Below are 25,538 nucleotides of genomic sequence, written 5' to 3'. Positions count from 1 at the left end.
GCGGCGGCCGGCCGGGCCGGATGACTGCGCCATGGACAGTCCTCCCGCGTTCGGCTAGCGTTACATCTGCTGCGCATGCGGCGCGGCGCCGGCCCGCGCAGGCCGCCGTGCGCGTTCCGGCCACTCCAGTTCCGCCATGACCACCCCGCTCCCTGCCCGGCTGCCGCCGCTCCTGCGCAACGCGCTCCGCCCGCTGCTCGACCCGTACCGCCGCTACCGGCACGCGAAGCTGATCCATGCGGCGCGCGTCTCGCTCGCGATTCTCGTGTCGATTGCGCTGTCCACCGGCCTGAACGTGCCGCACGGCGAGTGGTCGACGATTACCGTGCTGATCGTCGTCGGCGGGCTGCAGCACCACGGCAACATCCGCAAGAAGGCGGCCGAGCGCGCGCTCGGCACGTCGATCGGCGCGCTCGCGGGGCTCGGGCTGATCCTGCTGTATTCGTTCTTGCACGCACCGCTCGCGATCTACCTGCTGATGGCGCTCGCGTGCGGCTTCTGCGCGTATCACGCGATCGGCAAGGCCGGCTATATCGCGCTGCTGTCGGCGATCACGATGGTGATCGTCGCCGGGCACGGCGACAACGAGATCGTCGACGGCCTGTGGCGCGCGGTGAACGTGCTGACCGGCATCGCGATCGCGCTGGCGTTTTCGTTCGCGCTGCCGCTGTATGCCACCTATTCGTGGCGCTACAAGCTCGCCGACGCGCTGCGCGCGTGCGCGGCCGTGCATGCGCGGCTCGCGGGCGACCGCCCGATCAGCGACGACGCGCACCTGAAGGAAATGGCCGCGCTGAGCGCGCTGCTCGTACAGTTGCGCTCGCTGATGCCGTCGGTGTCGAAGGAATGCGAGACGTCGATGCCGCAGCTCGAGGCGATCCAGCGCAGCCTGCGCCTGTGCATCGGCTATCTGGAGATCCTGTCGAGCGCGGTGCCGGCCTGCGACGACGTCGTGACCCGCGAATACATGCGCGTCGACATGAAGGCCGCGAACCGGCGCATCCGCGACACGCTGGTCGGCGCCAGCCGCGCGCTCAAGTTCGGCACGCCGAGCCGGCTCTCGCCGCGCCGCCGGCCGGTCGACCCGCCGCACGACGCACCGCCGCCGCAGCTGTCCGGCTACGTGTCGATCACGGCCAAGCTGGCCGGGGAAGTCGACCAGTTGCGCGAGAAGCTGCTCGACACCGCGCAGTCGTGGAACATCTGACCGTCGCGGGCATCGGAGTTTCGCGCACCTTTCTTTCATATGTCTTTCGGTGCGGCGCACCGGCATCCTGACGGCGGCAGCCCCGCCCGTCGGCCGATCCGGCCCTGGAAACACGGCTTGCGGCCGGGCTCGTCGATGCCTGTTTCTGCCGCGATTTCGCGCCGCGTTGCGCGAAGTTCTCCACCCGGTTAACCGCGCGCCAAGCCCGCCGCGACAGGCCCGACGACGGTTCCGCACGAAAATCAGCCCTTGCCCCAACCTCCCGGACAGCCGATACTCGCATATTCCGCGAAATACGATCCCACCGGCTTCAATCCACGGTTATTCCTATGAGCACGATTCTCGAAAGCCTCCCGACCGGCCAGAAGGTCGGTATCGCCTTCTCCGGCGGCCTGGACACCAGCGCTGCACTGCACTGGATGAAACTCAAGGGCGCCGTCCCGTACGCATACACGGCGAACCTCGGCCAGCCCGACGAAGACGATTACGACGCGATCCCGAAACGCGCGATCGAATACGGCGCAGCCGGCGCCCGCCTGATCGACTGCCGCGCGCAGCTCGTCGCCGAAGGCATCGCGGCGCTGCAAAGCGGCGCGTTCCACATCACGACCGCCGGCGTCACGTACTTCAATACCACGCCGATCGGCCGCGCCGTGACGGGCACGATGCTCGTCGCCGCGATGAAGGAAGACGGCGTCAACATCTGGGGCGACGGCAGCACGTACAAGGGCAACGACATCGAGCGCTTCTACCGCTACGGCCTGCTCGTGAACCCGGATCTGAAGATCTACAAGCCGTGGCTCGACCAGACGTTCATCGACGAGCTCGGCGGCCGTGCCGAAATGTCCGAATTCATGAACCAGGCCGGTTTCGCGTACAAGATGTCGGCCGAGAAGGCCTACTCGACCGATTCGAACCTGCTCGGCGCGACGCACGAAGCGAAGGATCTCGAAAGCCTCGAAAGCGGCATCAAGATCGTGAACCCGATCATGGGCGTCGCGTTCTGGCGCGACGACGTGAAGATCGCCGCGGAAGAAGTGACGGTGCGCTTCGAAGCCGGCCAGCCGGTCGCGCTGAACGGCGTCGAGTTCACCGATCCGGTCGAGCTGCTGCTGGAAGCGAACCGCATCGGCGGCCGCCATGGTCTCGGCATGAGCGACCAGATCGAGAACCGCATCATCGAAGCGAAGAGCCGCGGCATCTATGAAGCCCCGGGCCTCGCGCTGCTGTACATCGCGTACGAACGTCTCGTCACCGGCATCCACAACGAAGACACGATCGAGCAGTACCGCGAGAACGGCCGCCGCCTCGGCCGCCTGCTGTACCAGGGCCGCTGGTTCGACCCGCAGGCGATCATGCTGCGCGAAACGGCACAACGCTGGGTCGCACGCGCGATCACCGGCGAAGTGAAGATCGAACTGCGCCGCGGCAACGACTACTCGATCCTGAGCACGAAGTCGCCGAACCTCACGTACCAGCCGGAACGCCTGTCGATGGAGAAGGTGGCGTCGACGTTCTCGCCGCGCGACCGGATCGGCCAGTTGACGATGCGCAACCTCGACATCACCGATACGCGCGACAAGCTGCGCGTGTACTCGCAAGTCGGGCTGCTGACGCCGGGCGAGACGTCGGCGCTGCCGCAGATCAAGGGCGACGACAAGTAAGTCGCTACGCTCGACGCCGTATCGCATCGCTGGATGCGGTACGGTCGGGCGGGCTGCGTGGGCGCATCCTCTTCGCGCACGCAGCCTGCCGCTCCCGCCGCCTCTCCCCTGCCTTTCCGCTTTCCCCTCCGCAATCGCATCGCCCCGCGTGACGCACCAACGGCACTGCATCGCCGCGCCAGTCATGGCAAGCTGCGAGTCTTCCGATTCCAGCGCCGACTCATGACCGCCCTTACCGTCATCCACCTGAACGGCCCGATCAACAGCGGCAAGACGACGATCGGTCTCGCGCTCGCACGCGTGCTGCCCGACGCGCGCTTCATCGACGGCGACGATCACGACGCGCCCGAAGACGCGCCGTTCGACGTGCAGTGGGCAATCGCACTGGAACGTCTCGTCACGCAGATCGCGAATGCGCACGAGCGTCATCTGGTCATCGCCTATCCGATCGGTGAAACGGAATTCGAGCGGCTGCGCGCCGCCTGCGATGCGCGCGGCGCGCGGTTGTTCGTCGTGACGCTCGCGCCGCCCGAAGCGGTCGCGTCGTCGAATCGCGGCTCGCGCGCGCTGACGGACTGGGAGCGCAGCCGGATCGCCGAGATGTATCGCGAAGGCTATGCGTCACGGCCGTTCAGCCAGATGGTGCTCGATACGTCCGATGCGACACCCGACGCATGTGCGGCACGTATCGCGCAGCACGTCGCGGCGACGGCGTCGTAACCGCCCCCCCCTGCCCGCGCCCTTCACGCCAGCACGCGGATACCTCGCAGCAGTCGGTGACAAATGACTTCACCGGCATGAATTGGAAAACGTTTACTCTTCCGATGCTTCTTGTTAGCATCGTCCTCGATCGGTATGACCCGCGTCACGGAAAGCCGATTGCAAGCCTCGAAGATTCCAAAATTTCCCGCAATATTCAGCATCACTGTTCCAGCCGTCGAGCCGTACCTGCTTTCTGTATTTTGGAGTGCTTTCTACGGGCAGCCGATCTCGTTTAGACGATCTCACGCCCACTTAGGAAAACGTTATCCACAACGTGGCACGCAGCCACGGACCATCAGAGAGAGACACCATGAAGAACAGGATCATCCCGTGCATCGTCGCCGTTCTGTCCGTTGCGTGCCTGTCCGCGTGCGGCGGTGACGATCCGGCCAGCCCGGCCGCCGCTGCCCGCCAGCAGGCCACCGCGATGGCGCTCAGCCCGTCGAACCCGCCCGGCTCGAACTTCAACCTTGCGCCGTTCACGCTGCAGTTGCCGACCGGCTCGTCCGGCAAGGTCGACACCGTGAGCGGTTCGTCGCTCGCGGGCGGCTACGTGAACCCGACGTATTTCTACACGGACGCCAACGACGGATCGATGGTGATGATGGACCCGACGCAGGGCTGGACGACGTCCGGCTCGCTGCATCCGCGCACCGAGCTGCGCGAGAGCGCGATCTGGCCGACCTCCGGCACGAACCGGCTGAATGCGACGGTGGCCGTCACGCAGGTGCCCGGTCACACGACGATCGGCCAGATCTTCCAGGGCACGGGCCCGAGCAAGCCGCTGTGCGAGTTGCAGTTCACGTCCGGCGGCGTCGTGCAGTTGCTGCTCGAGAGCACCAACCAGGGCGGCAAGTCGACGACCACGCCGATCACGACGGTCGGGGTCGGCAAGCAGTTCAGCTATGCGCTGAGCCTGAGCGGGACGACGATCACGGTCACCGCGAACGGCACGACCAGGACCTTCACGATGGATTCGAGCTTCGACGGCGAGCGCTTCTACTTCAAGGCCGGCGACTACGACCAGACGGCCGTGTCCGGCACGCCGCTGACGACGCCCGGCACGATCGTGAAGTTCTATGCGCTGACGCTCACGCACAGCTGATCGCGCGTCTCGATGCATGAAGCCGGGCAGGCTCGCGCTGCGTGCCTGCCCGGCGTTCCGGCGCTCACGCGGCGCTTACGAGTGATGCCGCACACCCGGCACGACGGCTTCCCGCGCGCCCTTGCGGCTCAACATCAGCGTGACGACCGCCGACACCGCGAGCGTGCCCGCCACCACGTAGAGCCCCGCCGCGTACCCGCCGGTCACGTGCTTCAACCAGCCGATCGCGAACGGCCCGACGAACCCGCCGAGATTGCCGATCGAGTTGATCATCGCGATGCCCGCCGCCGCGCCGGCGCCGGACAGGAACGTGCTCGGCATCGCCCACAACGGCGCCTTCGCGGCGCTGACCCCGATGTTGACGACGACCAGCGCGAGCACGGTCAGCAACGCGGTGCTCGCCTGCCCCGCGAACACGAAGCCGATGCACGCGAGCACGCACGGAATCACGACGTGCCACGTGCGCTCGCCGGTGCGATCCGAGTGCCGCGCCCACACGATCATCGCGACGACGGCGGCGATGCTCGGGATGCCGGTGAGCAAGCCCGTCTGTAGCGCGGTGAAACCGAACTGCCTGACCATCAGCGGCGCCCACAGGCCGAGCGTGTACAGCCCCGCCGACGTGCCGAAGTAAATCAGCGCGAGCGCCAGCACGCGCGGATCGCGCAGCGCCTGCCACGCGCCGGCCGTATGCCCGGCATGCGTGTGACGCGCGTCGGCTTCGGCTTTCAGCTTCGCGACCAGCCAGTCGCGCTCGTCCGTGCGCAGCCACGCCGCCTTCGACGGCGAATCGGTCAGGCACCTGAGCACGACGAAGCCGAGCACGACTGCCGGCAGCGCTTCGATGATGTACAGCATCTGCCAGTCGGCGAGCCCGAACATCGGCGGCATCTGCATGATCGCGCCCGACAGCGGCGAGCCGATCGCGGTCGAGATCGGCGCGGCCGCCATGAACCACGCGGCGGCCACCGCACGCTGCTTCGCGGGAAACCACAGGCTCAGGTACAGGATGATGCCGGGGAAGAACCCGGCTTCGGCCATGCCGAGCAGGAAGCGCAGCACGTAGAAGCTCGTCGGCCCGGCCGCGAACGCGGACACGGCCGACACGATCCCCCACGTGATCATCACGCGCGCGATCCAGATGCGCGCGCCGACGCGATGAAGAATCAGGTTGGACGGCACCTCGAACAGGAAGTAGCCGATGAAGAACAGGCCGCCGCCGAACCCGAACGCGGTCGGCGACAGGCCGATCGCCTTGTTCATCGTCATCGCGGCAAAGCCGACGTTGACGCGATCGAGAAAGCTGACGAAGTAAAGCAGCATCACGAACGGAATGATGCGCCACATCAGTTTCCGCGCGACGCGGGTTTCCAGATCCGCTTGCATGTGTCTCCTCCTTCGAGGTCGAGCCGTCGAGTCGTGCTCGGTGTATGAATGCTCGCCGGCGCCGCCGCGAGGCGGGCGGGCCGGCGCCCGGCTCGCGTCGGATGCGCGAGTCACGGGCAGGAAAATGCGGGGGGACGATGAACGGGCGACGGCCGGTTACCGGGAGCACACGCGCCGCCGCCAGCGGCTAGCCGCTATGTCGCGGCCCGCCGGCACATCGCCACGCTTGTCATCAGGCTGCGACCGCCGCGTTCGCGACGCGCTCGCACACGGCCGCCGTCACCTGCGCGGTCGTCGCGCTGCCGCCCAGATCGCGCGTATGCAGCGACGGGTCGGCCGTCACCGCCTCGATCGCCTGCATCACGCGCGCGGCGGCTTCCGTTTCGCCGAGGTGCTCGAGCAGCATCACGACCGACCAGAACGTGCCGACCGGATTCGCGAGCCCCTTGCCCATGATGTCGAACGCGGAGCCGTGGATCGGCTCGAACATCGACGGATAGCGGCGCTCGGGATCGATGTTGCCGGTCGGCGCGATGCCGAGGCTGCCGGCGAGCGCGGCCGCGAGATCGCTGAGGATGTCCGCGTGCAGGTTGGTCGCGACGATCGTGTCGAGCGACGCCGGCCGGTTGACCATGCGCGCGGTCGCCGCATCGACGAGTTCCTTGTCCCACGTGACGTCGGGGAATTCCTGCGCAATCTGCTTCGCGATCTCGTCCCACATCACCATCGCGTGCCGCTGCGCGTTGCTCTTCGTGATCACGGTCAGCAGCTTGCGCGGGCGCGACTGCGCGAGCCGGAACGCGAAGCGCATGATGCGTTCGACGCCGGCACGCGTGAGGATCGACACGTCGGTCGCGGCCTCGATCGGATGGCCCTGGTGCACGCGGCCGCCGACGCCCGCATATTCGCCTTCGGAGTTCTCGCGGACGATCACCCAGTTCAGGTCGTCCGGCCCGCAGCGCTTCAGCGGCGCGTCGATGCCGGGCAGGATGCGCGTCGGGCGCACGTTCGCATACTGGTCGAAGCCCTGGCAGATCTTCAGGCGCAGCCCCCACAGCGTCACGTGATCGGGCACGTCGGGGTCGCCTGCCGAGCCGAACAGGATCGCGTCCTTGCCGCGCAGCGCGTCGAGGCCGTCGGCCGGCATCATCGCGCCATGCTGGCGGTAGTAATCGGCGCCCCAGTCGAAATCCTCGAACTCGAACCCGAAGCGGTCGCTGCCGCGGGCCAGCGCTTCCAGCACCTGCTTGCCGGCCGGCACCACTTCCTTGCCGATGCCGTCGCCGGGAATCGTTGCGATACGGTAGGTCTTCATGCGCACATCCTCGATTGATCGTAAGCGTGAAGGCACTTTACCGAACCAGAAGTGCGGGAACCGGTGCTAGACTCAAAGCATCTTTAACTTCAATTCATGAATCCCGTCATGGCGGATACCGTCCAGCCGGCCGATCTCGGCTTCTTCTCGACGCTCGCCGCGTCGGGCAGCCTGAGCGCGGCCGCGCGCGAACTCGGGTTGACCGCGGCGGCCGTCAGCAAGCGGCTCACGCAGATGGAGCGGCGCGCGGGCGTGACGCTCGTGAACCGCACGACGCGGCGGATGATGCTGACGCCCGAAGGCGACGTGTATCTCGACTACGCGCGCCGGATCCTCGACCAGATGGACGAACTCGGCGAATTGCTCGGCAGCGCGAAGCAGCGCCCGAAGGGGCTGCTGCGCGTGAACGCGACGCTGGGCTTCGGGCGCAACCAGGTCGGCCCCGCGATCTCGCGCTTCGTCGCGCGCTATCCCGAGGTGTCGGTGCAGCTGCAGTTGTCGGTGATGCCACCGCCGCTCACCGACGACGCGTTCGACGTGTGCATCCGCTTCGGCGAGCCGCCCGATACGCGTGTCGTCGCGCGGCGGCTCGCGCCGAATCGCCGGCTGCTGTGCGCGGCGCCCAAGTATCTCGCGCAGCACGGCACACCCGGCACGCCGCACGACCTGACGCGGCACAACTGCATCGGCATCCGGCAAGGGGACGAGGGTTACGGGATTTGGCGGCTGACGAGCGGGCGCGGCACGGCGCGCCATACGGAGGCCGTGCGGATCAACGGCAACCTGACGACGAACGATGGCGAGATCGCCGTGAAGTGGGCGCTCGACGGGCACGGAATCCTGATGCGCGCGGAATGGGATCTGCGCGACTATCTCGCCGACGGCCGCCTGGTCGTCGTGCTGCCCGACTACGAGACGCCGAGCGCCGATATCTATGCGGTGTATGCGCAGCGTCACCAGATGTCGGCGCGCATTCGGGCGTTCGTGGATTTTCTGGCGGACGAGCTGGGGCGGTTGAAGGACGCGTAGCGCGCGTCGGTCGCCCTTTATGCCGCCGCGCTTCGAACGGCGGGCTCAGTTCAGCGCGGCCGGTTCGAGATCCTCAGCGGCCTTGGCGGACATCGCGCGCATCCCGTCGCGCACGGCCAGCGGATCAACGCCGTTTTCCACTGCAAGCGCGGCACGCACCTCCGGCGTCCGCCATCCCGGCGCGCTGGCCGCTGCAACCAGCCCCTCATGCTCGTGCGCGGCCTGCACGAAACGCTCGCCAATCCAGTCGACGAACGCGCGCACCCCGGGCGACACATGCGGGCGCTTCACATAGACAGCCGACACCGCGATCGCGTCGGGCCGCCAGTGCGGCAGCACCTCCCGCAACCGCCCCGCATCGATCAGCGGCTGCGCGGCGACGCGCGGCGGCTGGATCAGCCCGAGGCCATGCACGCCGCACGCCAGGTACGCCGGCTCGTCGTCCACGCTGACGATTCCGTCGAGCCGCACCTTGCGCACCGCGCCATCGGCGAGAAAATCGAGTTCGGCCGTGCGCTGGCCCGGCACGGACGACAGGCTGACCGCGCGATGCACGCCCAGATCTTCGAGCATGCGCGGTACACCATGGCGGTCGAGATACGCGGGGCTCGCGCAGGTCACGCGCTCGAGCATGCCGAGCCGGCGTGCGACGAGCGACGAATCGGGCAGTTCGCCGAGCCGGACGCTGCAGTCGATCGCATCGCCGACGCGATCGGCCGCGCGCCCGGAGACGCCCAACGTCAGCACCAGGTCGGGATGCCGCGCATGAAACTCGCCGAGCGCCGGCAGCACGATCGCGTCCGCGACCGCCGCCGGCAGCTCGACGCGCAGCGGCCCGCTCGGATGCAGCGCGGCGCCGCGGATGCTGGCTTCGAGCTCGTCGACGTCCGCCGTGATGCGCACGCAGCGCCGGTAATACGCGTCGCCTTCGGGCGTTGCCCGCAGCGCGCGCGTCGAGCGCACCAGCAAAGGCATGCCGAGCGCCGTTTCGAGCTCCTGCACCGTCCGCGTCGCGGTGGCGCGCGAAATGCCGAGCGCCTGCGCCGCACGCGTAAAGCTGTTCATTTCGACGATGCGCGTGAAGATGCGCATCGCGCGGATCGGATTGTCCACCGGACACCCCTGCATGTTTGCCGCATGCCGCGGCGCGCTTGCGCGCCGTGCATGCGTATCGAGGAACGCCGCGCCGCCGGCGCGGCAGGGACGGTTCAGCCGTTCGCCGCCACGGCGCCGCGCGTCGGTTCGTCGAGCAGCCGCTGCGCCAGCGCGAGCGCGTCGTCGCGGGTGGCTGCCGCGTTCAGCGGATAGCCCCACACCTTCTCGAACGCGCCCGAGAATGCGTTGAGCGCCACGCGCCGTGCCGCGTCGGGCTCGATCGCGATCATCGCGGGGATCCATTCGCGCGACTGCGCGCGGTTGGCCTTGCTCCACTTCGCGAGCTGCTTGCGCAGTTCGTGATCGTCCTCGCCGCGATCGTCGCCGGACGGCGCATCGTCGGTCAGAAGAACGAACGGTTCACGACGCGCCAGCAACGCGTCGAGTTCGGCAATCAGGCGGGCGGGATCGGTGTGCGTCGAACCGGTGTAACGCAACCAGACAAACGGGAATTCAGTCGTGGTGATTTGCATGTCAGCCTCCAAATGAGAACGATTCTCATTTTAAGGATCGAGGCCTGCGGCGTCATTTATTGTTCCGGCCAACTGCTTGCCCAATCCGGCCAAATGCGCACGGGTGGCGCCGGCCGCACCGGTCAGCGTTGCCGGTCGGTCAGGAATTGCGTCGGCGACTTGCCGGTCGCCTTGCGGAACATCGTCACGAAGCTGCTCGCGCTCTCGTAGCCGAGATCGATCGCGATCTGGTGCACGCGGCGGCCGGTCGTCAGCATGCGCAGCGACAGCGCGACGTGCAGCCGCCGGCGCCAGTCGCCGAGGCTCATCCCGAGCTCCTTCGCCGCGAGCCGCGTCAGGCTGCGCTCGCTGATACCCACGCGCCGCGCGAGTTCGGCCAGCGGCGACTTGTCGGCCGGATCGTCGAGCAGATGGTCGATCAGCTTGCGCAGCCGGCGATCGGCCGGCATCGGCAGGTACAGATCCTCGACCGGCGCCGCGACGAGTTCGTCGAGCAGCGTCGCCATCAGCCGGCCCTGCGGCCCGTCGATGTCGTACAGGTTCGGAAAGCTCGCCGCCTTCAGCAGCAGCTCGCGCAGCAGCGGCGACACCGACAGCGTGCAGCAGCGCGCGGGCAGGTCGAGCGCGACGTCGGGTTCGACCAGCACCGCGTAGAACGTCGCGCCGGCCGAGCCGCGTGCCGCATGCGCGACGTCGCCCGGAATCCACACCGTGCATTGCGGCGGCGCGCTCCACACGCCGCCGTCGATCTCGCAGTAGATGACGCCGCTCAGCGTGTAGAGCAGCTGCGCCTGCGGATGGCTGTGCCGCTCGAGCCGCCACTCGGGCTCGACGACCGAGCCGCCGAACACGACGAGCGGACGCGGTACGTGGAAGAGTTCGTCATCCGCTGCGGGATCGGTGGTCGGTGGAAGCTCGCGCATGAAACGATGGACGATGGAGGAAGCCGGACGCGCTGCCCGCGCGCCCTTTCGTGCTTATACCAGAAAGGCGCCGGCGCGGCCCTGCCGCCGGGCGGCCGCACGAGCCCATCTGCAGCCGCGCGCCGAAGCGAATACAATGCCCCGATCCCCTCGCCGCTGCGCCCACCTGCCGGAGCCGCCATGTTCGACCTGACCACGCTGACCACCTTCACGGCCGTCGTTCTGGGCCTGTTCCTGATTCCCGGCCCCGCCGTGCTGCTCGTGCTGAGCCGCACCGTGCAGGGCGGCCGCAAGACCGGCATCCTGACCGGCCTCGGCGTCGCCAGCGGCGACTTCGTTCATACGCTGTTCGCGGCGGTCGGCCTGTCGGCACTGCTGATGACGTCGGCACTCGCATTCAACGTCGTGAAGGTGGTCGGCGCCGCGTACCTGATCTACCTCGGCGTGCGCGCGCTGATCGAGAAGCCGTCCGATCCGTCGCTGCCGAGCGTGTCGCCCGTCACGCCGCTCAAGGCGTACCTGCAGGCGATTCCCGCCGAAGTGCTGAATCCGAAGACCGCGCTGTTCTTCCTCGCGTTCATGCCGCAGTTCGTGCATCCGGAACGCGGCTCGACGTTCGTGCAGTTCGCGGTGCTCGGGCTGATCTTCGTCGTGCTCAGCTCGCTCTACACGACGCTGATCGCGTGCTCGATCCGCCCGCTCGGCCGCATCGTGAAGCGGCTCACGTGGCTCACGCGCTGGCAAGGCAAGATCATCGGCTCGATCTTCATCGCGCTCGGGCTGCGCGTGGCGGTGCAGCAGCGCTAGGCGCACCGACGGGCCGCGCGGCCCCGGCGAGCGCAGGCAAACCGAACAACGACACGACAACAACCGGTAGCGACGCTCCGATACATGGCCGACTCCCCTCGCGCGCCGCGCAAACGCACTGTCCGGCGCATCGCCTGGCCGCTCGCCATCGTCGCGGTATTTACCTTGGCGACAGGCTGGCTGCTGACGCCCCGCGATCCGCGGCCGCCCGAGGTGCTGGCACCGCCCGGCACATCGCACGTGACCATCGCGCTCAGCGATCTCTACATGCCGTTCCTCACGCCGGAAGAAAACGCCGACCTGCGCAACCGGCTGCCCGACCACGTCGATATCGTCGCGCACTACACGCACACGACCACGTCCTACAGCCTGCTGTCGTGCAGTTACGGCCTCGGCTGCCTACCCGGTGGGCAATGGGACCAGCGTATCGACGACGCGATGCGCCCCCTTCCCGCCCGCGTCACGCCGCGCGGCGGCCCCGACACGCAACGCACGATCAGCTTCGACCTGCCGCACCGGCTCGACGGCGGCTATTCGATCGTCTCGTTTCACTTGACGCTATCGGCGGACGCACTGACACGCCAGCCGGGCTACCACGCGCTGCTCGCGAAAGCCCATCAGGCCGACACCGGAATGTCCCGCGACGTCGAGTCGAACCTCGATTACGCGGTCCGCTTCGACGACCAGGATGCCGCCCGCGAGCCGCGAGTCCTGCAGGACTGCCTGCAGACGATCCTGCCGAGCGGCGTGCCCTCGATCGGCATCCCGATCGTCGTCACGATAACGACGGGATCGCCGCACGTATCGCTGACCGGCAGTACGCGCTGCGCGCTGTCGGACGCCGCGGCCGACGCCCTTCGCGCGGTCGACGTGATCCCTGGCGTCAGCGTGCCGGCCGCACCGGGCCGGTTGCCGCCCGGCCGAATTGCCGGCGCGCAGGTCGGGCTCGACCTCGATCACCGGGACGGCGCCACGCTGCTGTGGGGCCAGATCGTGCCGACTGCCGCGATGCCACGCTGGTATCAGCGCAACGACGAAGGCGCCGATGCGTACCTGATCGAATTCGGCCCGTACCGCCAGCTCGAGATCCGCATGCGCTTCGACAACGCGCATCCGGTCAAGGGCATGCTGCCGATCCGCACCGAACGCTGGACGTTTTTCGACAACGCGCTCGTCGGCTACACGGCCGACATCGACTATGTCATGGACACCGAAAGCGGCACGGTCGTGTTCAATACGCACTGGGACCAGTATTTCCACGACGGCAAGACCGTATTCACGCAGACGACGAGCCGACCATGCGACAACGCCGTCATCTGCGGTGACGACATCGCCCGCAATCCGGAAGCGCAGGCCGCCAGCCCCGAGGTGCGGGCGGCCGGGCGCGATGCACTCGCCGAGATCAGGGGCTGGATGGCAAGGCCCTACGACGCGCTGCAGGCCGAAGCGCGTTCATACCTGCAAATCCGCTCGTCGTTGAAGCCCGTCGCCAATCGCTGACGCCACCCATGCCCGCAGACGCAGACATCCTCTACACCGACCCGCGGCTCGTCGCGATCTACGACCTGTTCAACGCGGGCGACCAGGATTTCGCGTTCTACGCCTCCGTGATCGGCGCCGCGCGGCAACGCATCCTCGATCTCGGCTGCGGCACCGGCACGTTCGCGCGCCGGCTCGCGGCGGCCGGGCATGACGTCGTCGCGATCGATCCCGCGCCGGCGATGATCGAATACGCGCGACGCCAGCCCGGCACCGACACCGTGCACTGGCTCGCGTGCGGGCTCGACGGGCTGCCGCGTGGCGCACCGCCATTCGATGCGGTCGTAATGACCGGGCACGCGTTCCAGTGCCTGCTGACCGACACCGAAATCGACGCGACGCTGCGCGGCGTGCGACGCGTGCTCGCCGACGGCGGCCGCTTCTTGTTCGACGCCCGCAATCCGCGCATCGCGCCGTGGCGTGCGTGGACACAGGCGCATTCGGCACGCAGCGTCGAGTCGCGCGAAACGGGCATCGTCGATCTTCATCATGCGGTGCGCTCCGTAGACGGCGCGATCGTCACGTTCGACACGCACTACCGTTTCCGCCGCGACGATACGGTGCTGACGAACACGAGCCGGCTACGTTTCATCGCGCAACCCGAACTGCGGGCGCGCGTGATCGCAGCCGGGTTCTCGTCGGCCGACTGGTACGGCGACTGGCAGCACGCGCCGTTCGACGACGCGACCAGCGCGGAGATCATCGCGATCTGCCGCGCGTGAGCGCGCGTCCGTTCTTCGACCGCGTCAGCCCGCCACGGGCAGCGTGTCCACCGCATACGCATGCCGCAGCGTGCGGCCCAGCACCGGATCCTCCAGCTCGACCTCGAACCGCTCGGCCGGCCGGATACCGCCGATCGCCGCGAGCGTGCCACACAGCATCGCGGTACCGTCGACGAAGCGGCCGTCATGGCGCGCGAACTGCGCGAGCAGGTCGTCCGGCGCACGCATCGCGGTCACCTTGCCTTCCTGGTACAGCACGCGCTCGCCGTCGATCGTCGCGTAGGCGCGCAGCACGAGCCGATCCCAGTGCCCAGCCACGTCGTCGAATTTCCACAGCGTGTTCGCACACGGCTTGCCGCACATCTGCTTCGACACGGTGATCCCGTAGGTCTCGACTTCACGATCGGTGTGGTCGGACGCGATGCCGACGAAGGTCTCGCCGCCGTCGCGCACCAGCACGAATTCCGCTTCGCCGCTGCTCTGCCCGCCCGATACCTGGATCGCGGGCGACGGATCGAGACGATCGGCCGCGACGCGGTAGAACACGGGCGTCGTCGCAGGGCGCTTGACGCCGAGTTCCTCCAGCTCGCGGATGTGCTTCTCCATGGCGACCGTGTCGCGGCCGGTCCAGCCCGCGATCACGAGCGTGTCGATCGCGATCGCGCGCTCGGTGCGGCCGTCGCGACCGTCGATCGCGAACGTGATGGTTTTCATCGAATGCTCCTCGTGGCCGGCAGCGCACGCGCTGCGTGCAGCCGCCCGCCGTGTGTCGGTGATCGGCCGTGCTTATGCCGGGTCGTAGTAGTGAATTTCCAGCAGCACGCAGCCGCCGTTCGACTTGAACGGGCCGTGCCATGCACCGGGCGGGCGGACTGCATACGTGTAGCCCTTGAACGGCGTGCCGCCGTTGCCGTGCTCGTCGTTGCCGACGGTCAGGTCGCCCTCGACGAGAAACACCTCCTCCCAATAGTCGTGGACGAACGGCTTCTTCGTGTGCAGCCCGGCCGGCAGGCGCAGCAGGCGCGTGCGGCTGCCGCGCTTGCGCTCGGTGTCGAGCGCGCCGGACAGGATCAGTTCCTGCGCGCCGGACGCCGGGTCATAGCCTTCCGGCAGCCGCCAGTCGCGCTGCATGTCCAGCGTATGGAATTCGTCGTGAAGCTTGTTGATGGCCATCTGTCTCTCCTGTGGCGATAGCGGGTAAGTCGAGCACGACGCGACGCGTCAAGCAGCACGCGGCGTCGACAGTTCCTGGTTAAGCGAATAGCTGCCGAGCATCGAATCGACGAGATGCGATGCGCGCTGCCAGTCGTACGTGCGATACGCATGCCCCTTCGTGACGAACGACGCGCCGGCGTAGAACAACTCGTACTGGTTGTGGCGCGATGCGAATTCGGAGCCGACCGCGTCCCACGCGAGCTTGAAGAACTTCACGCGCTCCTCGGACGAGCACACGGGCGACTTCTGCGTCTTCTCGATGATGCGCAGCAGGTCGGGGTTCTCGAAATCGCGCACGCTCGACGGCAGCATGATCATTCCGCCGCCGGCAAGCTCGCGCAGCGTGTTGAGCACCTTCGAATAGAGTTGCTGCGTGACGACTTGCGAGCCGTACAGCATGTTGCGGTCGGGCACGTAGAAGCCGTTGACGACGGTGCCCTTCGCTTCCATCCCGTAGACCCACGCCTCGACCATCGACGCTTCGGCCGCGAGCTGGCCCAGCGTTTCGCGCACCTGCGGGAACGCATTCGTGCCGTTGACCTCGGAGATCTTCAGCCCGAGCCCGACGAGGAAGCGCAGCTTCGTCATCAGCCGCACCTGGCATTGGTAGTTCTGGTACACGTGGGCGGGGGTCGCGTGGAACTGCTTCGCGCACATCGCCGTATTGCCGGCGACGAAGATCCGCTCCCACGGCACCTTCACGTCGTCGAAATACAGCACCGCGTCGTTCTCGTCGAAGCGGCTCGACAGCGGGTTGTCGAACACCGACGTCGCGTTCTCCTCGTACGACTTGCGCGACAGGATCTTCATGCCCTTCGCGTTCATCGGCACCGCGAACGACAGCGCGTACATCTCGTCGCCTTCGCGCAACGGCTGGATGCAGCTGCAGAACACCTCGTTCGCCATGATCCCGCTCGTCGCGAGCATCTTCGCGCCGCGCACCGTGATGCCTTCGGCATCCTGATCGACGATGCCGACCGCGAGATACTTGTCCTCCTGCTCGTGTGCGGACTTCGACTGGTTCGCCTGCGGATTCACGATCACGTAGGTCAGGAACAGGTCGTTGTCGCGTGCATGGCGGTAGTAGTCGCGCAGCGCGCCCGCACGGGCCGGATCGTATTGCTCGAACACGTCGGCACCCATATACATGCCGGACAGGCACGATGCGACGTGATCCGGCGAGCGGCCCATGAAGCCGTAATGCAGCTCCGACCATGCTTCCAGCGCGGCGCGGCGTTCGACGAGTTCGTCGTAGGACGTCGGCAGCTGCCAGATCCGGCTGACGCGATTGCCCGAGTCGGACGACACGAACGTCATCTTCTCGACGTTCTCGTCGCGCGCCTGGTAGTCGTACAGGCTCGCGTAGCTGCGGATCGAATTGCGGAATGCCGCGTGCGCGGTCACGTCGCCGACCGGCTGGCCGTTCAGGTAGACCTGCCGCCCGTCGCGCAGCGACGCGATGTGCTGAGTCCCGTTCTTGATCATGATGTCCTCCAGGGTGGAATGAAGCGTGGGTTACATTCAGGCAGACGGCGCGTGCATGCCGTCGAGCGAGCGGTAGCGGCCGCCGAAGAAGATCAGCGGGCGCCCTTCCGAGCGCGCGCAATGCCGCGTCACGCGGCCGACGAAGATCACGTGATCGCCGCCGTCGTACTGCGCATAGGGTTCGCATTCGAACGTCGCGAGCGCGTCGGGCAGCAGCACCGCGCCGTCGTCATCGACCGCGTCGGCACGCCAGCCCCACTTGTCGCCGTTCGCTTTCGCGAAGCAGTTCGACAGGTGCTGCTGCGTCTCGTCGAGCACGTTCACCGCATAGCCGCCCGCGCCGGCCAGGTCGCCGAGGCTCAGGCTGCGACGGTCGACCGAGAACAGGATCAGCGGCGGGTCCAGCGACACCGAATTGAACGACGCCACCGTGATGCCGATCGGCATCCCCTCCTTGCGCGGGGCGGTAATCACCGCGACGCCCGTCGCGAACATCGACAGCGCAGTGCGAAAGCGCCGCTGCTCGTCGGCACCCGTACCGGTTCCGGCATGGTTCTCGCTCATCTCGTCCTCCTTGGGTTGCATCGCCGGATTCCGCAGTGGAATCCGGACCAACAAAGCACCGTTATTTAGCTTTGTTATTTAGCTTTTATTAAATGCAAACACAAAGGCGGGTTCAAGCTGTCGTAAACCCTGACCTTGAAAGCTTTGTTTAAAAGACAACCCTACTGTCGGGATGGGTGTTGCGCGGCGCCCGCGAATGTCCACGTACACTGCGGCTACCCTGTTCCGCGGCGCTTTCGGGCACCGCGGGAGACCTCGCTTTCCGGAGCCGCTTCGATGCAATCCCGTCCGATCTACATGGACTACAGCGCGACGACGCCCGTCGATCCGCGCGTGGTCGACAAAATGGTGCCGTTCCTGCACGAGCAGTTCGGCAACCCGGCTTCGCGCAGCCACAGCTACGGCTGGGATGCCGAGCAGGCCGTCGAGGAAGCGCGCGCGCACGTCGCCGCGCTGCTCGGCGCCGATCCGCGCGAAATCGTGTGGACCTCCGGCGCGACCGAGGGCAACAACCTCGCGATCAAGGGCGCCGCGCACTTCTACCAGGGCAAGGGCAAGCATCTCGTCACGGTGAAGACCGAACACAAGGCCGTGCTCGATACGTGCCGCGAACTCGAACGCCAGGGCTTCGACGTCACGTACCTCGACGTGCGTGAAGACGGCCTGCTCGATCTCGATACCCTGCGGCAGGCGCTGCGTGCCGACACGATCCTGGTGTCGGTGATGCTCGCGAACAATGAAACGGGCGTGATCCAGCCGGTGGCCGAGATTGGCGCGCTGTGTCGCGCGCGCGGCATCGTGTTCCACTGCGACGCGGTGCAGGCAGCCGGCAAGATTCCGGTCGACGTGAATGCGTTGAACGTCGACCTGCTGACGGTGACCGCGCACAAGGTCTACGGCCCGAAGGGAATCGGCGCGCTGTACGTGCGCCGCAAGCCGCGCGTGCGGATCGAAGCGCAGATGCACGGCGGCGGCCACGAGCGCGGCATGCGCTCGGGCACGCTGCCGACGCACCAGATCGTCGGGATGGGCGAGGCGTTCCGGCTCGCGAAGGAAGAGATGGGGGAAGAAAGCCGCCGCGTCGGCGCGTTGCGCGACCGGCTGCTGGCCGGCCTGTCGACGCTCGACGAGGTTTACGTGAACGGCGATCTCGCTCGCCGGATTCCGCACAACCTGAACGTCAGCTTCAATTTCGTCGAAGGCGAATCGCTGATCATGGGGATCAAGGGCGTCGCGGTATCGTCAGGCTCCGCGTGCACGTCGGCATCGCTGGAGCCGTCGTACGTGCTGCGCGCGCTGGGCCGCAGCGACGAGCTCGCGCACAGCTCGATCCGCTTCACGCTCGGCCGCTTCACGACCGAAGCCGAAGTCGACAGCGTGATCGCGCAGGTGCGCGACACGGTCGGCAAGCTGCGTGAGCTGAGCCCGCTGTGGGACATGCATCTCGAAGGGGTCGACCTGAATACGATCGAGTGGGCCGCGCACTGAGCGCAACCGCAGCGTCAGGCCCGCCGGCGATCGCTGGCAGGCCCGCGGCGGGTACGCGTCAGCCTTTTTCCTGGCGTGCGATCAGGTGCGCGAGATCGAGCGTCGCGCGGTCGCCGTTGGTGACGAGGCGGTCGACCACCGAGCAGAGTGCCTTGAATTCGGTCTTCGTCACGCCCTCGAACAGCACGTTGTTGATGCGCTGCTGCGTATCGGCGAACGCCTTCAGCAGCTTCGAGCCGGCCGGCGTGACCGTGAGCCGCATCTTGCGTTTGTCGTCGGGGTCCGAGCGTTTGTCGATCAGGCCGAGCTTCTTCAGCTTGCCGGTCTCGATCGTGACGAATGCGCCGCTGAGGTGCAGGTGATCGGCGAGGCGGTTGACGGTCACGACGTCGTCGTGCGACAGATGCGAGACCGAGACGAGCAGCGAGTACTGGATGCCGGTGAGGCCGATCAGCGAACCGAAGCCGTCGCGCACCGACAGCAGGCGGGCCGCGAAAGGCAGCAGCCCGTTGATCAGGTGACGGAATTCCGTGTCCGTGCCGTCGATCAGGCAGGCCGGGTTGGTAATGGTCAGAACGGACTCCTCTTGCTGCTTGGCCATGACTTCGACGCTCCGTACGGTCATGCGAATTTAGCTTTGAAACGAAATTATACGGCAAAGGCACATATGCCCCGGGCCCGGCCCGGCCGATGCATGTGGCCCGATTTCCCGATACAGGAGTCTTGTCCATGCCCTTCCCACTTCATCCCGCGTCGGTCCGTGCGCTGCTCGAATGCTATCTGCGCGCGAAGGACCTGAACCGGCCCGCGCTGATCGCCGACTGCTTCGCGGCCGATGCCGAGCTGAGCTTTTCGCTCGCGAACGACGACATCGACTTTCCGCCGCGCGTGTCGGGCGCGACCGCGATTGCGCGCACGCTGGTCGAGGAATTCGGCGAGCGTTTCGAGCGATGCCGGACCTATTACGTTTGCACGGAACCCGAAGTCGACCCGCACGGCGTCAGCGGGATGTCGTGGCTCGTCGTGATGCGGCAGAAGGACAACGGCGCGTTGCGGATCGGGCATGGCACGTACCGCTGGCAGTTCGCGGGCAACGACGAAGGCGAAGACGTCGCGCGGATTGCCGCGCTGCATATTCATATCGCACGGATGGATACGATCGACGATCCGAAGTCGGCGAAACTCGATGCGCTGCATGCGGCGTTCGGATATCCGTGGCTGCCGGCGCACGCGTTCGCGCGCGGGCTCGCGGATGTGGCGGCAGCGCAGCCGGACTGGGCATTCCTGGCGCCGTTCCGGCAGGCAGCCGCGGCCGGTTGAAGCACGGCCGGCCGCGCAAGCGCGTCACGGCGCGGGCGCTAACCGTCGCGCCCGGCGAGAAGCTGCGCGGCCGTCATCACGCGCGGATCGTCGCTCGTCAGATCCTCGCCGTAGTAGGCAATCGTCGCGCGATCGTCGAGCACTAGCGGAATCGCGACCCGCCCGCACAACGTCCGCTCGACCGCTTCGCCGAACGTGAATCCGCACAGATACACGCCATCGACCACGCAATTGGTCGCGAACACACGCCCCTGCGCATCGACATAAAACTCGACGTAGCCGAGATCGTCCTCGGCAATACCGATCATCGTCGTCCCGAGCGCCTGTTCCCACGCGGCAATCTGGCGATCGTTGCGCGCCAGCGCATGAAACGCGAGCCCCATCCGCGCGCAGGTTTCCCCGCGGCGATCGGCGCGATCCGTTCCCACGATCAACCCGTCGAACGCGCGCAGAATCGCATTGCCCGGATGGTCGTCAGCGCGTGACGACACGCGGCCATCGGCATCGCCGCGCCAACCGGCTGCGACGAACAACGGCCTGACCGTCGACGGAATCTCGATCACGACAACACTCCTGTAGTTTTCACACGCGATACCGCACGCACGACGCCTTGACGGCATGACGCGCACGGGCCCATCACTGCACCCCGTCGAGCGCCTGCCGCACGCCTTCCCAATCCAGCCCGAACCGCGCGAGATACTTGCGCAGCCGGTCCGCATCGTTCGGTTGCTTCTTGCTCTGCCGCGATACCGCGAACAGCGTGCGTCCAGCTTCCGACAGGCTAGCCGATACGCGGCACACGTCGAGCACGCGTTCGAGCTGCGCACGATCGAACAGGTCGAGTTCCGCCGCACGTGCGCCGAACACCGCATCGACGCAAGCATCGGACGCACCCGCGCCGCCCGGGCCCGGCGACGACCACGTGCGCGTCAGCCGTTCGACTTCCTGCTCGGCGAGCGCCTCGGTGATCCGCCCCGCATCGGCGAGCGTCGCCATCCGCGTGACCGACGCGGACAGCTCGCGGAAGTTGCCGGCCCACGCCGCGCGCGCCGATGCGGCGAACGCGAGATAGCGCCGCTTCGCCTCGACGTTGAACCGCACCTGCTCGCCCTGCTCGCGGCCGAAACGGTCGAGCTCGAATTCGAGGTTCGGTTCGATGTCCTCGCGGCGCTCGGCCAGCCCCGGCAATTCGTATGTCCACAGGTTGATCCGCGCGTAGAGATCCTCGCGGAACGTGCCGGCCGCCACCATCTGCCGCAGGTCGCGGTGCGTGCCCGCGATCAGCTCGAAATCGCTGGTCGCCTCGACGTCCGCGCCGACCGGCAGGAAACGCTTCTCCTCGATCGCCTTCAGCAGCATCGCCTGTTCGTCGAGCCCGAGTTCGCCGATCTCGTCGAGAAACAGCAGGCCGCCGTCCGCCGCGCGCAGCAGCCCGGCCCGCGCCGACTGCGCGCCGGTGAACGCGCCCTTCACGTGACCGAACAGCGTCGACATCGCCGCGTCGCCGCGCAGCGTCGCGCAGTTGATCTCGATGAACGGCCCCGCGAGCCGATGGCGGCCGCGCTTCAGCTCGTACACGCGCTTCGCGAGAAACGACTTGCCGGCGCCCGTCGGCCCGACCAGCAGCATCGGCGCGCGCGAACGCACGGCCACGCGCTCCAGTTGCTCGATCAGCGCGTTGAAGCGCGCGTTGCGGGTCGCAATGCCGGCCTTCAGGAACGACACCGTTTCGTCGCGCTCGCGCGTGAAGCGCTGCGCGATCCGGTTGTAGCGCGACAGGTCGAGATCGATCACCGATATCGTGCCCGGTCCGCTCGGCCCCTCGTCGGTCTGCTGCGGCGGCCCCGTCTGCACGAGACGCGCGGGCAGGTAGCGCGCCTCCGCCAGCAGGAACCAGCAGATCTGCGCGACGTGCGTGCCGGTCGTGATGTGGATCAGGTAATCCTCGTGCTCGAGGTCGAACGGATACGCACGCGCGTAGTCATGCAGCGTCGCATAGACCTCCTCGAAATCCCACGGGTCGTGGAGCGTGACCGGCGTGAGCCGCACGTCGGTCTGCGGCGACAGTCGCGCGAGATCGTCCCGCACCTTGTTGGCGAGACGCGTGTAGTCCAGCGAATGCAGCAGTTCGAGCCGGTCGATCGGCAGCTCGGGCTGCTCGCACAGCGAAATCGTCGGCCGCCATTTGCGGTAACGGCGCGGCGCGCGGCCGCCCTGGTCGAGCACGGTGCCGAGAAAGCCGATGGCGACAGTCTTTCGCATGTTTATCTCATGGGATAAGAAGCGATCCGATTGTATCGGATTTTCACGATGACGCGATGCGGGAAGCATCGGCACCCAACCACCCAAGTCAAATAAATTCTCTTTATTTTCAATCGCTTAAAAAATATTCAACTCCCAAACGCGCCCGCTGGCACGCTCCTCGCTAAATAGAAAGCGCCGGATGTCCCGCTGGCCCGCGAGCCAGGGTTCACAAAGCCCTGCTGGTGCGCCGCCGCCGAACCTCGTTCGTCGCGGCAGCGCATGCCGCCATGGACAGATGAAGGCAAAGGGGCGCGCGCCAGGCTGCCTCGTCCGGGTTCGAATCCCGGGGCGCCCACTGTTCGGAAGCTCATTCAGGTCGAGCAGCCGGCGAAAGCCGGCCGGTGGCGGGTTCGAATCCCGTCCGAACGCTGTCCGTAACGACAGCCTTGTAATGAAAGCAGTACCCGCCGGTGCGGGCCGCAAGGCCCGCCGCGCGTCGGACCGGTTGCGGTTCCGCGCGATCGGCCGGGCGGCCGCACGGCCCGCGCGAAGGCGCACGACGACGCAATGCAGGACGCGTCACCGTGCCCTTCGACGCCGGGCCAGCGCGCCGCCCGCCCGGTTGCGTCGCCCCGCGATCCGCACGATGCGCGTCACCCGGCGGCCATTGAAGAAAAGGACAAGAATATGTGGAAGCGACATGTAGTGAAAAAGAACGAACGCGCGCTGCTGATGAGCGAGGGCGATTTCGTGAAGGTGCTGGAACCGGGCGTGTTCAAGGCCTTCGATCCGTTCAAGCGCCTGTCGGTGCAGACCGCGCGTCTCGACGCGCCGCTCGCCGACGCGGCACTGGCCGACTACCTGCGTCACGACGCGCAGGATGTGCTCGCGCAATACTTCGTCGCGATGGATCTCGCCGACGATGAAGCGGGTCTGCGCTACGAAGACGACGTGCTCGTCGAGATCCTGGCGCCGGGCACGCGCCGGCTGTACTGGCGCGGCCTGACCACGCACCGCCTCGAACGCGTCGATCTCGCGCAAAACAGCATGCTGCCGGCCGCGCTCGTGAAGCGCATCGCGCAGCCGGCGCTGCGTGCGCGCGGTGTGGCAGGCCTGACGGGCGTGCTGCTGGCGCAGGTACCGGCGTACCACGTCGGCGTGCTGAAGATCGACGGCAAGATCGAGCGGTTGCTGGACGCAGGAGTAGCGGCGTTCTGGCGCTTCAACCGCGACGTCGCGGTCGAACTCGTCGACCTGCGCGTGCAGGCGATCGAAGTCGGCGGGCAGGAAATCCTGACGCGCGACAAGGTCGCGCTGCGGCTGAACCTGTCGGCGACGTGGTGCTATGCGGACGTGCTGCACGCGTTCGGCCAGCTGCAGAAGCCGGTCGAGCACCTGTATCGCGAGTTGCAGTTCGCACTGCGCTCGGCCGTCGGCACGCGCTCGCTCGACGAACTGCTGGAGGACAAGCAGTCGATCGACGACGTCGTGATCGCGCAGGTGCGCGCCCGCCTCGGCCATTCCGGCGTGGAAGTGCGCAGCGTCGGCGTGAAGGATATCGTGCTGCCGGGCGACATGAAGACGATCCTCGCGCAGGTGGTCGAAGCGGAGAAATCCGCGCAGGCGAACGTGATTCGCCGCCGCGAGGAAACGGCGGCCACGCGTTCGCTGCTGAACACCGCGAAGGTGATGGAAGAAAACCCGACCGCGCTGCGGCTCAAGGAGCTGGAAACGCTCGAGCGCGTCGCGGAACGGATCGACCGCATCTCGGTGTTCGGCGGTCTCGACCAGGTGCTGAACGGACTCGTCAGCATCAAGGGTGCGTAATGCATCAAACGGCGCGGCACACGTGTGCCGCGCCGGACGAACGAATGAATCAGGTGAAGCAAATGACAGACATGGATTACCAGGTGATGGAACTGGCCAACGGCAAGCCGGTGAAGATGTGGACGCAAGGCGTCGCCGTCGAAGACGAAGCACGCGCGCAACTGCGCAACACCGCGCAGTTGCCGTTCATCTTCAGCCACGTCGCGGTGATGCCGGACGTCCACCTCGGCAAGGGATCGACGATCGGCAGCGTGATCCCGACGAAGGGCGCGATTATTCCGGCCGCGGTCGGCGTCGACATCGGCTGCGGAATGATGGCCGCGCGCACGACGCTGACGGCGTCCGACCTGCCGGATTCGCTGGCGGGGCTGCGCAGTGCGATCGAACGCGCGGTGCCGCACGGCCGTGCGCCGGGCCGCCGCGATCCGGGCGCGTGGGGCGACCGCACGCCGGCCGCCGTGACCGAATCGTGGAAGTCGCTGCAACCGGGCTTCCAGCGGATCGTCGACAAGTATCCGAAGCTGGAAAAGACGAACCACTACGCGCATCTCGGCACGCTCGGCACCGGCAATCACTTCATCGAAGTGTGCGTCGACGAAGCGGACCACGTGTGGTTCATGCTGCACAGCGGCTCTCGCGGCGTCGGCAACGCGATCGGCAGCCTGTTCATCGAACTCGCGCAGGCCGACATGCGGCAGCACATCGCGAACCTGCCGGATCGCAACCTCGCGTATTTCACCGAAGGCAGCCGGCACTTCGACGATTACGTCGAAGCGGTCGGCTGGGCGCAGGACTACGCACGGCGCAACCGGCAGGCCATGATGGATGCGGTGATCGGCGCGGCGCGCGGCGTGATCGCGAAGCCGTTCTCGGTCGACGAACACGCGGTGAACTGCCACCACAACTACGTGCAGCGCGAACGCCACTTCGGCGAAGACGTGCTCGTGACGCGCAAGGGCGCGGTATCCGCGCAGAAGGGGCAACTCGGGATCATTCCGGGCTCGATGGGAGCGAAGAGCTTCATCGTGCGCGGGCTCGGCAACCCGGACAGCTTCTGCTCGTGCAGCCACGGTGCGGGCCGGACGATGAGCCGCACCGAAGCGAAGCGCCGCTTTACCGTTGACGACCAGGTGAAGGCGACGCAGGGTGTCGAATGCCGGAAGGACGCGGGCGTCGTCGACGAAATCCCGATGGCCTACAAGGACATCGACGCGGTGATGGCGGCCCAGCGCAGCCTCGTCGAAGTGGTGCATACGCTGCGGCAGGTGGTGTGCGTGAAAGGATAGCGCGGTGCGCGGCCGATGGCCG

Annotated in this window: 24 protein-coding genes and 1 tRNA gene; 13 read left to right on the top strand and 12 right to left on the bottom strand. The window is 67.1% G+C overall.

What is annotated here, in order from left to right:
* Positions 1–136 precede the first annotated feature (136 nt).
* The 4 genes from BDI24065_RS30865 to BDI24065_RS30850 all read left to right on the top strand — a co-directional run bounded on the left by BDI24065_RS30865 (position 137) and on the right by BDI24065_RS30850 (position 4,738).
* Entirely contained in the window at positions 137–1,207 is a 1,071-nt protein-coding gene (locus tag BDI24065_RS30865; RefSeq protein ID WP_175034415.1) for an FUSC family protein, read from the top strand.
* Positions 1,208–1,536: 329 nt separating this feature from the next.
* Complete coding sequence (gene argG, locus BDI24065_RS30860; RefSeq protein ID WP_031399031.1) at positions 1,537–2,871, top strand: argininosuccinate synthase; 1,335 nt, start codon at positions 1,537–1,539, stop codon at positions 2,869–2,871.
* Between the two features lie 222 nt (positions 2,872–3,093).
* Positions 3,094–3,591, top strand: coding sequence for a shikimate kinase (locus tag BDI24065_RS30855; RefSeq protein ID WP_175034414.1), 498 nt, complete (start codon positions 3,094–3,096; stop codon positions 3,589–3,591).
* A 352-nt stretch (positions 3,592–3,943) separates the two neighbouring features.
* Complete coding sequence (locus tag BDI24065_RS30850) at positions 3,944–4,738, top strand: polysaccharide lyase family 7 protein (RefSeq protein ID WP_175034413.1); 795 nt, start codon at positions 3,944–3,946, stop codon at positions 4,736–4,738.
* Between the two features lie 75 nt (positions 4,739–4,813).
* Here the strand turns inward: BDI24065_RS30850 and BDI24065_RS30845 are convergent, their stop codons facing one another.
* Both BDI24065_RS30845 and BDI24065_RS30840 read right to left on the bottom strand, forming a co-directional pair.
* Positions 4,814–6,124, bottom strand: coding sequence for an MFS transporter (locus BDI24065_RS30845; protein ID WP_175034412.1), 1,311 nt, complete (start codon positions 6,122–6,124; stop codon positions 4,814–4,816).
* 232 nt (positions 6,125–6,356) lie between these two features.
* Complete coding sequence (locus BDI24065_RS30840) at positions 6,357–7,439, bottom strand: tartrate dehydrogenase (protein WP_175034411.1); 1,083 nt, start codon at positions 7,437–7,439, stop codon at positions 6,357–6,359.
* 108 nt (positions 7,440–7,547) lie between these two features.
* Between BDI24065_RS30840 and BDI24065_RS30835 the strand changes: the two genes are divergently transcribed.
* Entirely contained in the window at positions 7,548–8,468 is a 921-nt protein-coding gene (locus BDI24065_RS30835; RefSeq protein ID WP_175034410.1) for a LysR substrate-binding domain-containing protein, read from the top strand.
* Between the two features lie 45 nt (positions 8,469–8,513).
* On the opposite strand, the gene BDI24065_RS30830 is transcribed toward BDI24065_RS30835, so the two are convergent.
* From BDI24065_RS30830 to BDI24065_RS30820, 3 genes are all read right to left on the bottom strand, one after another.
* Positions 8,514–9,581, bottom strand: a complete 1,068-nt coding sequence (locus BDI24065_RS30830) for a LysR family transcriptional regulator (protein WP_254609886.1) — start codon at positions 9,579–9,581, stop codon at positions 8,514–8,516.
* Positions 9,582–9,676: 95 nt separating this feature from the next.
* Entirely contained in the window at positions 9,677–10,096 is a 420-nt protein-coding gene (locus BDI24065_RS30825; RefSeq protein WP_175034408.1) for an ATP--cob(I)alamin adenosyltransferase, read from the bottom strand.
* A gap of 122 nt (positions 10,097–10,218) precedes the next feature.
* On the bottom strand, positions 10,219–11,019 hold the full coding sequence (locus tag BDI24065_RS30820) for an AraC family transcriptional regulator (RefSeq protein ID WP_175034407.1): 801 nt from the start codon (positions 11,017–11,019) through the stop codon (positions 10,219–10,221).
* A gap of 180 nt (positions 11,020–11,199) precedes the next feature.
* Here BDI24065_RS30820 and BDI24065_RS30815 point away from each other — a divergent pair, with 180 nt between their 5' ends.
* From BDI24065_RS30815 to BDI24065_RS30805, 3 genes are all read left to right on the top strand, one after another.
* A complete protein-coding gene (locus BDI24065_RS30815; protein WP_069250940.1) occupies positions 11,200–11,826 on the top strand; it encodes a LysE family translocator in 627 nt (208 codons plus the stop codon).
* Positions 11,827–11,910: 84 nt separating this feature from the next.
* Positions 11,911–13,326, top strand: coding sequence for a hypothetical protein (locus BDI24065_RS30810; RefSeq protein WP_175034406.1), 1,416 nt, complete (start codon positions 11,911–11,913; stop codon positions 13,324–13,326).
* Between the two features lie 8 nt (positions 13,327–13,334).
* Positions 13,335–14,087, top strand: coding sequence for a class I SAM-dependent methyltransferase (locus BDI24065_RS30805; protein ID WP_175034405.1), 753 nt, complete (start codon positions 13,335–13,337; stop codon positions 14,085–14,087).
* A 24-nt stretch (positions 14,088–14,111) separates the two neighbouring features.
* On the opposite strand, the gene BDI24065_RS30800 is transcribed toward BDI24065_RS30805, so the two are convergent.
* The 4 genes from BDI24065_RS30800 to BDI24065_RS30785 form a co-directional block, all read right to left on the bottom strand.
* Positions 14,112–14,801: a DUF2848 domain-containing protein gene (locus BDI24065_RS30800; protein ID WP_175034404.1), complete on the bottom strand. Its 690-nt coding sequence runs from the start codon at positions 14,799–14,801 to the stop codon at positions 14,112–14,114.
* Positions 14,802–14,873: 72 nt separating this feature from the next.
* On the bottom strand, positions 14,874–15,260 hold the full coding sequence (locus BDI24065_RS30795) for a hypothetical protein (RefSeq protein WP_011356002.1): 387 nt from the start codon (positions 15,258–15,260) through the stop codon (positions 14,874–14,876).
* A 48-nt stretch (positions 15,261–15,308) separates the two neighbouring features.
* On the bottom strand, positions 15,309–16,787 hold the full coding sequence (locus tag BDI24065_RS30790) for a 4-hydroxyphenylacetate 3-hydroxylase family protein (RefSeq protein ID WP_175034403.1): 1,479 nt from the start codon (positions 16,785–16,787) through the stop codon (positions 15,309–15,311).
* 36 nt (positions 16,788–16,823) lie between these two features.
* Positions 16,824–17,372, bottom strand: a complete 549-nt coding sequence (locus BDI24065_RS30785) for a flavin reductase family protein (RefSeq protein ID WP_175034402.1) — start codon at positions 17,370–17,372, stop codon at positions 16,824–16,826.
* Positions 17,373–17,627: 255 nt separating this feature from the next.
* On the opposite strand from BDI24065_RS30785, the gene BDI24065_RS30780 reads away from it, so the two are divergent.
* Positions 17,628–18,839, top strand: coding sequence for an IscS subfamily cysteine desulfurase (locus tag BDI24065_RS30780; protein ID WP_175034401.1), 1,212 nt, complete (start codon positions 17,628–17,630; stop codon positions 18,837–18,839).
* 58 nt (positions 18,840–18,897) lie between these two features.
* Here the strand turns inward: BDI24065_RS30780 and BDI24065_RS30775 are convergent, their stop codons facing one another.
* Positions 18,898–19,440 carry a MarR family winged helix-turn-helix transcriptional regulator gene (locus tag BDI24065_RS30775; protein WP_175034400.1) on the bottom strand — a complete coding sequence of 181 codons (543 nt, stop codon included), beginning with the start codon at positions 19,438–19,440 and terminating at the stop codon, positions 18,898–18,900.
* 128 nt (positions 19,441–19,568) lie between these two features.
* Between BDI24065_RS30775 and BDI24065_RS30770 the strand changes: the two genes are divergently transcribed.
* Complete coding sequence (locus BDI24065_RS30770) at positions 19,569–20,159, top strand: nuclear transport factor 2 family protein (protein WP_175034399.1); 591 nt, start codon at positions 19,569–19,571, stop codon at positions 20,157–20,159.
* A 38-nt stretch (positions 20,160–20,197) separates the two neighbouring features.
* Here the strand turns inward: BDI24065_RS30770 and BDI24065_RS30765 are convergent, their stop codons facing one another.
* Both BDI24065_RS30765 and rtcR read right to left on the bottom strand, forming a co-directional pair.
* Positions 20,198–20,722 (bottom strand): SUKH-3 domain-containing protein, encoded by a 525-nt coding sequence (locus tag BDI24065_RS30765; RefSeq protein ID WP_175034398.1) that lies wholly within the window; start codon positions 20,720–20,722, stop codon positions 20,198–20,200.
* Positions 20,723–20,795: 73 nt separating this feature from the next.
* Positions 20,796–22,421 carry an RNA repair transcriptional activator RtcR gene (rtcR, locus tag BDI24065_RS30760; protein WP_175034397.1) on the bottom strand — a complete coding sequence of 542 codons (1,626 nt, stop codon included), beginning with the start codon at positions 22,419–22,421 and terminating at the stop codon, positions 20,796–20,798.
* Between the two features lie 338 nt (positions 22,422–22,759).
* Between rtcR and BDI24065_RS30755 the strand changes: the two genes are divergently transcribed.
* The 3 genes from BDI24065_RS30755 (at position 22,760) to BDI24065_RS30745 (ending at position 25,516) form a co-directional block, all read left to right on the top strand.
* Positions 22,760–22,832, top strand: a tRNA-Phe gene (locus tag BDI24065_RS30755).
* A gap of 258 nt (positions 22,833–23,090) precedes the next feature.
* A complete protein-coding gene (locus tag BDI24065_RS30750; protein ID WP_175034396.1) occupies positions 23,091–24,230 on the top strand; it encodes a slipin family protein in 1,140 nt (379 codons plus the stop codon).
* A 62-nt stretch (positions 24,231–24,292) separates the two neighbouring features.
* Positions 24,293–25,516 (top strand): RtcB family protein, encoded by a 1,224-nt coding sequence (locus BDI24065_RS30745; RefSeq protein WP_302479481.1) that lies wholly within the window; start codon positions 24,293–24,295, stop codon positions 25,514–25,516.
* Positions 25,517–25,538 lie beyond the last annotated feature (22 nt).

Origin of the sequence: Burkholderia lata (assembly GCF_902499025.1) — a bacterium.
GTDB lineage: Bacteria > Pseudomonadota > Gammaproteobacteria > Burkholderiales > Burkholderiaceae > Burkholderia > Burkholderia lata_C.
Note: the sequence above shows the minus strand (reverse complement) of the source record. Positions and strands in the feature narration are given on the sequence as shown.